At 58.2% G+C, this 9,457-nt stretch carries 7 protein-coding genes and 1 pseudogene; 1 reads left to right on the forward strand and 7 read right to left on the reverse strand.

Annotated features, from left to right (window positions below; all coding sequences use genetic code 11):
- The 7 genes and pseudogenes from eno to IGW04_RS25095 all read right to left on the reverse strand — a co-directional run.
- A pseudogene (gene eno / locus IGW04_RS25065) lies at nucleotides 1-154 on the reverse strand (phosphopyruvate hydratase); the annotation flags it as partial.
- Between the two features lie 43 nt (nucleotides 155-197).
- On the reverse strand, nucleotides 198-1,616 hold the full coding sequence (gene pyk, locus IGW04_RS25070) for a pyruvate kinase (RefSeq protein WP_194715821.1): 1,419 nt from the start codon (nucleotides 1,614-1,616) through the stop codon (nucleotides 198-200).
- 99 nt (nucleotides 1,617-1,715) lie between these two features.
- On the reverse strand, nucleotides 1,716-2,492 hold the full coding sequence (locus IGW04_RS25075) for an SDR family NAD(P)-dependent oxidoreductase (RefSeq protein WP_194715822.1): 777 nt from the start codon (nucleotides 2,490-2,492) through the stop codon (nucleotides 1,716-1,718).
- 14 nt (nucleotides 2,493-2,506) lie between these two features.
- Nucleotides 2,507-4,381, reverse strand: a complete 1,875-nt coding sequence (locus IGW04_RS25080; RefSeq protein ID WP_194715823.1) for a TRAP transporter large permease — start codon at nucleotides 4,379-4,381, stop codon at nucleotides 2,507-2,509.
- A 3-nt stretch (nucleotides 4,382-4,384) separates the two neighbouring features.
- Complete coding sequence (locus tag IGW04_RS25085; protein ID WP_194715824.1) at nucleotides 4,385-5,404, reverse strand: TRAP transporter substrate-binding protein; 1,020 nt, start codon at nucleotides 5,402-5,404, stop codon at nucleotides 4,385-4,387.
- A gap of 39 nt (nucleotides 5,405-5,443) precedes the next feature.
- Nucleotides 5,444-6,844: a four-carbon acid sugar kinase family protein gene (locus IGW04_RS25090; RefSeq protein WP_194715825.1), complete on the reverse strand. Its 1,401-nt coding sequence runs from the start codon at nucleotides 6,842-6,844 to the stop codon at nucleotides 5,444-5,446.
- Nucleotides 6,845-6,847: 3 nt separating this feature from the next.
- Nucleotides 6,848-8,122, reverse strand: a complete 1,275-nt coding sequence (locus IGW04_RS25095) for a ribulose-bisphosphate carboxylase large subunit family protein (protein WP_194715826.1) — start codon at nucleotides 8,120-8,122, stop codon at nucleotides 6,848-6,850.
- Nucleotides 8,123-8,302: 180 nt separating this feature from the next.
- Between IGW04_RS25095 and IGW04_RS25100 the strand changes: the two genes are divergently transcribed.
- Nucleotides 8,303-9,202, forward strand: a complete 900-nt coding sequence (locus IGW04_RS25100; protein ID WP_194715827.1) for a LysR substrate-binding domain-containing protein — start codon at nucleotides 8,303-8,305, stop codon at nucleotides 9,200-9,202.
- Nucleotides 9,203-9,457: the final 255 nt, after the last annotated feature.

A 9,457-nucleotide genomic window follows, 5' to 3' on the forward strand; every position in this document is an offset into this window, starting at 1 on the left:
GCAGCTCGATCGCTTCCCGCGAGCCGGTCGATGCGCCCGACGGCACGGCGGCACGGCCCATCACGCCGGACTCCAGCAGCACGTCGCATTCAACGGTCGGATTGCCGCGGGAATCGATTACTTCGCGACCAATGACATCAACAATAGCGCTCAACTTTATCTCCTCGAACTATTTCAGGTTTAAAAGCAACAAAGACTTATTCGATCTGAGCAATTCGTAACAGGTTTGTCGTACCTGGTGTTCCAAACGGCATACCCGCCGCGATAACGATGGTCTGGCCTTTTTTTGCCAAATGCTCACGCGCTGCAGTCTGGCAGGCAAATACGGTCATTTCCGAGACAGTCGCAACATCATGGGTCAGCACCGGGTGTACGCCCCAGACCAAAGCAAGCTTGCGCGCCGTACTGAGCTTGGGCGTCATGCCAATGATGCGCGCTTTCGGCCGCTCCCGCGCCATGCGCAATGCTGAATAGCCAGAGCTGGTGTAAGCAACGGTTGCCGTGGCACCCAGAAGGTCAACGACGTTGCGCATTGCAGACCCGATTGCATCGGCAATCTCAGGACGCGCGGGGCTGTGGGACCCTTCCATTGTCTCGACGAAGAATGGATCGGCCTCTGTCTGGTCAATAATGCCGTTCATCATGCGTACTGCTTCAACCGGAAATTTTCCCGATGCCGATTCAGCCGAGAGCATCACCGCATCGACCCCGTCGTAGATTGCTGTCGCAACGTCGGAGGCTTCGGCACGGGTGGGTACCGGCGCACTGATCATTGACTCAAGCATCTGCGTGGCTACCACCACGGGCTTGCCAAGGCGCCGACACATGCGCACGATGCGTTTCTGTATCGCCGGCACCTGTTCGGCTGGCATTTCCACCCCTAGGTCGCCCCGGGCAACCATGACGGCATCGCATGCCTGCACGATTTGTTCGAGCTGATTGATGGCTGCCGGTTTTTCCAGCTTTGCCATGATGGCCGCACGGCCTTTTACAATTTCCTTAGCCTCTTCAATGTCCTCAGGCCGTTGGACAAAGGACAGCGCAACCCAGTCAATACCTAGTGTCAGACCATAATCAAGGTCTCGCCTGTCTTTTTCCGTCATTGCGGACATGGGCAGCACCACACCGGGAACATTGACCCCCTTGCGCTCTGATAGCATGCCACCGTTGATTACCCGCGTATCAGCGAAGTCCGGGCCACACTGCTCTACTTTCAAATGAATCTTGCCGTCGTCTAGTAACAGGCTTGCGTCTTCGGTTAATGCAGCAAAAATTTCCGGATGGGGAAGAGAGACCCGGCGCTGGTCTCCTGCCTTTTTATTGTCCAGATCAAGACGAAACCGAGCGCCGTTCTCCAGCATCACTGGACCATCAGAAAATGTGCCGATGCGCAATTTTGGTCCCTGCAGGTCGAGGAGTACGCCAATAGGACGGCCAACTTCCGTTTCAACCGCACGGATAATCTCAAGCCGTCTTTTATGGTCCTCGTGAGTGCCATGGCTAAAGTTCATCCGGAATACGTCGACCCCGGCATGAAATAAGGCCTCAATAATTTCTTTCGTATTGCTTGCCGGTCCAATGGTTGCAACAATTTTTGCTTTGCGATTGCGGTGCATGCCAGTCTCTCTTCAGTGGGGCGTCGTGATTAAACTCACGCAAAAATCATTCACGCTGCTAGGGTCAGTCCGGTTCTCGGAATACCGCAGGTCGATGCCTTACGGAAGCTTGCGAGCCCCCGCTGCTAGGAACCCGCCATCCACTGCCAGATCGACCCCCGTGGTGTATCCGGCCTCCTCACCGATGAAATACATCACGGCCGCAGCGACTTCTGCAGTTGACCCGTAGCGATCCATAGGTATGGCATGGGTATATTGTTTGCGGAACTCATCGGTGTGGAGCACACGCGTCATCGGCGTGTCAACCGGACCAGGAGATACCGTATTGGCTGTGATGCCGTGCTCGGCGAGTTCCACGGCCATCTGTCGCGTCAGCGCAATAACCGCTCCCTTCGAAGTGCCGTAGGCAGTGCGTCCCGTACCGACAGACCTCTGGCCGGCAACCGATGCCAGGTTGACGATGCGTCCCCATCGATGCTTCAGCATCAGCCGGGCTGCGTGCTGGGCACATAACAGGGCGCCGGTGACGTTGACGTTCATCGTCGCAAGAAAATTATCGAGTGGAAATTCGAGGAATGGAAAGACCTTGGCAATGCCTGCACAGTTCACCAGCACATCGCATCGGGCATGCCGGCTGTCGATAGCAGCAAAGGCTTTCGCCACCGATGCAGCATCGCCGGCGTCTATTTCCTCTGACTCAGCACGCAGGCCCGCTGCCTTCAATTCTTCAACGAATGTTGCCGCGGCTTGTATGTCGCGATCGGCGATGATTACCGTATAGCCGGCCGCACCAAGGCGCCGGCAGACTTCGGCGCCGATACCCATTGCGCCGCCAACTACAACGGCAACGCGATCCTTGTTGTTCTGTTCTTGCATTCTGTTCTCCTGTGTCAAAGAAAGCCGATTGAAATCCACGGCACTGCTGCAACGACGATCAGTCCTACTATCATTGCCGCGATGTATCCGAGGATGGGACGAATTCCTTCGTCCGGATGAATTTTCGAGATGGCGCATGCCGCGTAATACCCGACGCCGAATGGTGGTGCAAAGAGGCCAATCCCCATCGACAGGATCACAACCATTGCGTAATGGACTTCATGAATGCCCATGGCACGAGCGATCGGAAATACCAGTGGTCCGAATAGAACGATGGCGGGAATTCCTTCTAGTACGCTGCCAAGAATCACGAATGCCACGACCGAAACAGCCATGAAGCCCACGGCGCCACCTGGCAGCGAGCGCATCGCATTGGCAAGCGTCCCTGAGAAACCAGATTGGGTGAGGCCCCAGGCCATCGCTGTCGCAGCGCCGATGATCAGAAGGATTGCGCCCGAAAGGCTTGCCGTCTCCACCAGCATCGGATACAGCCGGCGGAAATCGAACTTGCGATAGATTAGAAGCCCAGCAACGATGGCGTAGACGATGCCGATTGTTGATACCTCGGTCGCCGTCGCCACTCCGCCGACCACTGCGGCACGGATGATGAAGGGCAGTGCGATCGCAGGTAAGGCGACCACGAACGATTTTGCGATCTCTGCCCCATTCGCTCGCACCACATGTGACAAATCTTCCCCGCGATAGCGCCAGAACACGACCGCGATCAGGCCGATGGCCAGCACCACGCCGGGCAACATGCCACCCGTGAACAGGGCGGAGATAGACACACCCGTCACCGACCCGATCGTAATCAGCACAATGCTCGGCGGTATAGTCTCAGTCTGGGCGCCTGTCGCTGACAGCAGCGCAACTAGGTCACCTTCCTTAGCGCCACGCTTTTTCATTTCAGGGAACAGCACCGGAGCAATTGCGGCCATGTCAGCTGCCTTAGACCCGGAAATACCGGATACCAGATACATGGCGCCTACCAGCACATAATGCAGGCCCCCGCGCACATGGCCCAACAGGCTCGCAAGAAAGCCTACCATCGCACGAGCCATGCCCGTCATTTCGATCAATTGTCCAAGAAACACGAACAGCGGCACCGACAGCAGAATGAGATGGCTCATTCCTTCGTCCATGCGCCCCACCACGATCATGATCGGCGTTGAAGTGGTCAAGCTCATGTATCCCATTGTTGCAAGGCCAAATGCAAAGGCGATCGGCACACCCGCGAAGACGCATGCGGCGACTACAACGACAAAGAAGATCACCAAGTTCGCATTGCCGAGTTTTTGAAAAACCGGTTGCAGCATCCACATGCCAATCAGCAGCACCGCCACCAGCACAACTGCTTTGCCTACTGTTTTGCGGTCGGCCACCTGCACCAGGCGCAACACGGACAGAAGCACCATCATGAAGAAGCCCACAGCCATCGCCGCTACCCGCCAACTATTCGGAATATCCAGCGCAGGCGTACTAATCACGGCTTCCTCATGCGCATATTCCAGTGCAGGCGGCAGCACCAGCGACAGGAACACTAGAGCGGCAACAGTCGCCAGAACATCGACGAACGCACGCGTGGTTGGAGACAGCTTGCCGACCACGGCCGTCATGCGCATGTGCTCACCCTTTTCGAAGGCTACGGCAGAACCAAGCATCGCCAGCCAGAGAAACAGGATGGACGCAAGTTCATCGGACCAGATCAGCGGCGTGTGAAAAACGTAACGGCCGATCACCCCTGCCAGCAGGACGGCTATCTCCGCTGCCACCAGCAGCGCCACCGGCACCGACAGGCAGTGGCCGAGAAGGCGCTGTATCCGCGCCGCGCCGGCGCTGATGGCGTCTCGCGGCGTGTCTGCCGCGGTGTTCATGTGCACGATGTCCATCGCTCACCCCAATTTTCCGGTGTATTTCTCCAGCATTGCCCATGCCTCATCACCGTATTTCTTGCGCCACTCTGCATAGAAGCCGGATTTCGAAAGCATGGCGCGGAACGGCGCCGGATCGGGCGTGTTGAAAACCATGCCTTTTGCTTGCAGATCTCCGTTTAGCGAAGCGTTCAACTTTGCAACGTCGGCACGCACATCCAGGCCAGAGCGGTTCATGTGTTGTGCGACGACAGGACGTACCTTTTCCGGCAAGCGGTTCCATGCCTTGATGCTGCTCATGCACCAGTAGCCATCCCACATGTGGTTCGTCATGGAACAATACTTCTGCACTTCGTAAAGCTTGGCGATCGAAATGATGGAAAGCGGGTTTTCCTGGCCGTCGACTACTTTGGTCTGCAGCGATGAGTACACTTCAGCGAAATTGATTGAAGCGGGCGCCGCGCCGAGATGCTGGAATAGTGAAGTCCAGAGCGGGCTTACTGGGACCCGTATCTTCATGTTCTTGAGGTCATCGGGCGTGGTAATTGGCCGGACACTGTTGGTAATCTGACGGAAGCCTGAGCTCCAGATTTTGTCCATGGCCATAAGTCCGACCTTGGTGAACTTGTCGCGCAAGTATTTACCAAGATCGCCATCCAGCGCCTCGTGTACCTTATCTTCACTGGAGAAGGCAAAGCCTAGGCCGTACATTGACGAGACCGGAACCATCTGCGACAGCACATTTACGCCGGACACCGTGAAAAAATCGATAGCGCCAGCTCGCAGCTGGGACAACATATCCGCATCGTTTCCAAGCTGATTGTTGGGGAAGACATTGATTTGGACCTGCCCTCCCGTGTCCTTCAGGATGCGTTCGGCTGCCTCGGTAGCACGAATGTTTAGCGGATGGTTTGCCGGCAAATTAGTGCCAAATTTTAGATTAAATTCAGCGGCGCGAGCGAACTTCGGGATGATCAGTGCTGGGGCTGCTACTGCGGCGGCAGCGGTGATCAGGGCTTGACGGCGTGTGAATCCATTCATGGTTACTGTCTCCTTGTCGTTCTGTTGAATCGTGGATTTCTACGGGTTGGTACCGCGCAGAGCTTTAACAAAGTAATCAGGCTGGCCCATCTGCCCGCCCTTCAGTGCAATCTGCAAGCCGTTGAGATGCGGCTGATCCGACAGCACGCGGCACAGCGGGGCGCCTGGTGCAAGGCGGGCAGCAACGACCAAAGCGTCGGGCGCCAGGTGCTGCGTAACATGGCTGGAGGTGTCGCCGCCTGATACGAGCAGACGCTGGAGGCGCACGGCGCGCAATATGCCATCGACAAAGTGGCCCAGGCGCTGTGCCAGCAATCGCCCGCCGCCATGCTTGGCCTCGTCCCGGCTCAACCCTTGCGCCATCAGCAGCGATGTCATCGCCGCGATCCGCCCATCATCGGGGCCGCGGGCGGTATGGACCATGACACTGTGGCCGGCGCGCAATGCTGCGACCGCCTCGCCATGCAGACGCGCCAACTCGGCTTCCCATCGATCATCTGCGACCAGGCTGGATGCCTCCACCGCAATGTCAACGAATCCATGCGCGATGGCAGCGTCGACCTGCATTCTGCTCAATGGCGATGCACTGCCGGACACGGCGAGCACTTGCGGCACGCCTTCGAAGTTTTCATATTGGGCGGTATCCACCGCGGTCACCTCGCCAGCCTCGCGCCACCATTGGGTAGTCGCATATTCCAGCCCCGAGGACCCTACGCAGAACAACGGGCGGGAACGACCAGCGCTAAGGCGCTCCAGCTGGCGTCCGACATCTGTCAAATGTTCAGATGTCGTGCCATCGAACACGATGCCGCCCGGCTCACCTGCGGCGATGCGCGCCAGTTCGCTATCCATAGCTGGACGTCCTGCTTCGTACAACGGCAGCGTAAACTTGGCGAACGTCTGGCGGGTTTGCGCCGCCAGGTGCAGTGCCATGTCCGCTTCCGACATGGGCGTGGTCGGATGGCGACTCATAATCGGGTGGCGATCCAGCCGGTACACCAGGCCATCCGTGCCGGAACGGGCAAACAGCGTGCCGAAAACACAGTACCGGCCCAGCGCGGGCGTTGCCGCCACAATGGGAATTGGCCCTGCGCCGAATGCTTCCCGGGCCAGATCCATGACCCGGCCAATGCTTCCGACCGCGGCGGAACTATCGAAGGTGGAGCACACCTTGTAATGCACCAGCGGCACTGGCAAGGCTGCCAGCGCAGCCAGCGTTTGCGGCAGGTTTTGATCCATTTCTTCAGGCGACATGCTGCGGCTTTCACCCGCAACGCCAATGGCATCAAACGGGCCCAGCGCGTCGAGCATCTCGACACTGGGCGGCTTCAGGAACAGGGCGCAGCGCAATCCGGCGAAGGCCAGGACTTCCAGCGCGTCGGTGGAACCGGTGAAGTCATCGCCGTAGAAAGCCAGGCGCAACTGTGGCGTGGCATCCATGCTTCACATCCGTCCGAAATGAGACAGCGCACGGCTAAGTGCCGGGTGGGTCTCGGCATAAGCGTCCAGGCTCTCGCCGGCGACCGCGGCCTCCCAGCCTTCGTGCATGCTGGCTACGCCGGCATGAATGCCGTCCGGGTGGCCGATGATGCCGCCGCCGGCAAGATGCATGAGGTCCGTCGATTGCAGCTGCCAAAACAGGTCTGGCGCCTGGCCAGCCCATTGTCCGGATGAAAACACCGGCATTAGCGCCGGCACGCCGGCAAATGGAGACAGGCAGGCACGCGCAGAGCGCAGCACCGACTCATCCGGTTCCCAAAACTTGCTGCGCAAGCCGTTGACATGCAGATGATCGACGCCGGCCAGGCGCCAGAGCTTTTGGTAGGCTTCGAAGCTGAAGCCCAGTGCAGGATGACGCGTCATGCCACCCCAGCCGTTGCGGTGGCCGTGGATCGGCAGTTGCGAGTGCCGCCTCAAGTGTTCCACGCCAGCGAATCCTGCCCAGTTCACGCTGACCATCACACAAGTGCCACCGGCGTTCAGCACAGTGTCATGGTGGCGCAGCATGTCATCGATGGAGCCTGAGATGTTGAATGCGTACATCGGCATGCGCCCTAGTCGGTCAGCATGCTTATGCAGCACGGGCATCACCGCTGCCACGCGGTTCGCGAAAGGTTCGTAGGGCGGATTGGCGATCAGCTCATCATCCTTGATGAAGTCGATGCCAGCACCGCAGAGGTCGTCGACCATCGCTGCAGTCTGCTCCGCCGTGAGGCCGATGCTGGGCTTGATGATAGTTCCGATCATTGGCCGACCATGGACACCCGCCAGGCGGCGCGTGCCGTCGATGCTGAATGCCGGCCCCGGAAATTGACGCGCATAGTCGGGCGGCATGTCCAGGTCAAGCACGCGCAAGCCGGTGACTTCGCCCAGTTCGAACAGATTGCCGGCGAGCGTCGCAAGCAGCACTGGCAAATTGGCGCCAACATTCTCGATAGGAAACGCAATCTCGATTTCGGCACGATGATAGACGCCGGGGCTGCCGCGACGTTCGACATGGGCGCTATGCAACGAAGGTTCCAGCGCGGGCGGCAATGAATGGATATTCGTTACGCGGGCACGGGAGCGTTCCTTGAGCTGGGCAGTTTCGCCGGGAAGCGCCAGGAAAGTGCCGCTTGATTGCTCACCAGCGATGACTTGCGCGATCTTCTCGGCTGGAAGCGAGCTTTCAACGAAGTAACGGACAGTGAACTCGGGGCGTGGGGCAGTAATAGTCATGAATTCCTCTGAATTTTTTTCCGGTACTTGCCGGAAGCTTGTGGCACCAGGGCTTGCGGATGAAGTTGATCTTATGGAGGTAGGAACTGCGCAGCAAGCGATATAAAATTACCAAGCTGTGAGAAAATCTCACATTGAATGCACATAGGAAACAAGGTCGAGATCGATACAGGAGGATGCATGGCCACCCCACGCGTTTCATTGAATGCACTGCGCGCGTTCGAGGCCACGGCGCGGCTTCACAGTTTCAGCGCGGCTGCGGACGAACTAGCGGTAACCCATGGTGCAGTGAGCCGCCAAGTCCGCATGCTGGAAGAAAGATTCGGTGTATCGCTGCTGCGGCGCACGGCTCAAGGTGCGGAACCCACGCCGGAAGGCCAGCGCCTTGCAGCGGGTCTCAAGCGTGGCTTCGATGAAATTCAGAACAGCGTCGATCAGCTCAAGCCCGGGCCGCTGACGCTGGCCTGCTCGCAGTCCATCATGATGTACTGGCTGCTGCCGAGGTTGTCGCGCTTCCAGCAGAAAAATCCTGACGTGCTTTTGCAGTACCACATGACATCAGGCCCACTCGACTTCACGCGCGACAAGGTCAGCGTCGCCATTCGCCTGTCGTCGCAGGAGCTGCCGCGGGATGTCATCCGCACTGATATCTGCAGCGAATGGGTGGGTCCGGTGTGCTCCCCCGAATACCTGAGAACACTCAAGATTCGCACGCCCGCAGACTTGCAGCGGGCACGGCTGCTCTATTCCCACACGCGTGAGCATGCCTGGTCGGAATGGAAGAAATGTTATGGCCCGAAGATGGGAGAACTAAGCCTGGACGAAGGTTTCCCGCACTTTTATCTGCTGATTCAGGCAGCCCGTTGCGGATTGGGCATCGCCAATGTGCCGCGCATGCTGGTTCAGGATGATCTCAACAGTGGCACCTTGGTCGCCCCCTTCGGCTTCGTTGCCGGACCCAACAGGCTTACGATCTGGATCGCTTCGCATCTAACGGAGCGTTCCGAGATAAAACGCTTGGTCGATTGGCTAAGTGGCGAGCTGCGCACGGATGAGCGCCAGAATCGGGCACGGGCTTAACCTATGTACCTTTACCCTTGCCAAATACCGAGCCAACCGCGGCATCCAGCTAGGGTTCCGTGTTTCGATGGGCGCATTTAGTACGCGTGTGCCCTGCTGGTAATGTCGTTGCGCCAGTAGGCGCTGGTCTAGTAGTCCGTCACTCATCAATTTTCGGATAAAGGTATTTCAGCTTTATGCGTGCATCGGCGGTGCGGAATTGCCAGTCGATCCCCGCTTGCCGCCGGTTGCGCGCCTCTGCCCATTTCTGGGCAA

This window comes from Noviherbaspirillum soli (assembly GCF_015352955.1).
In the GTDB taxonomy this organism is placed as follows: Bacteria; Pseudomonadota; Gammaproteobacteria; order Burkholderiales; family Burkholderiaceae_D; genus Noviherbaspirillum_A; species Noviherbaspirillum_A soli.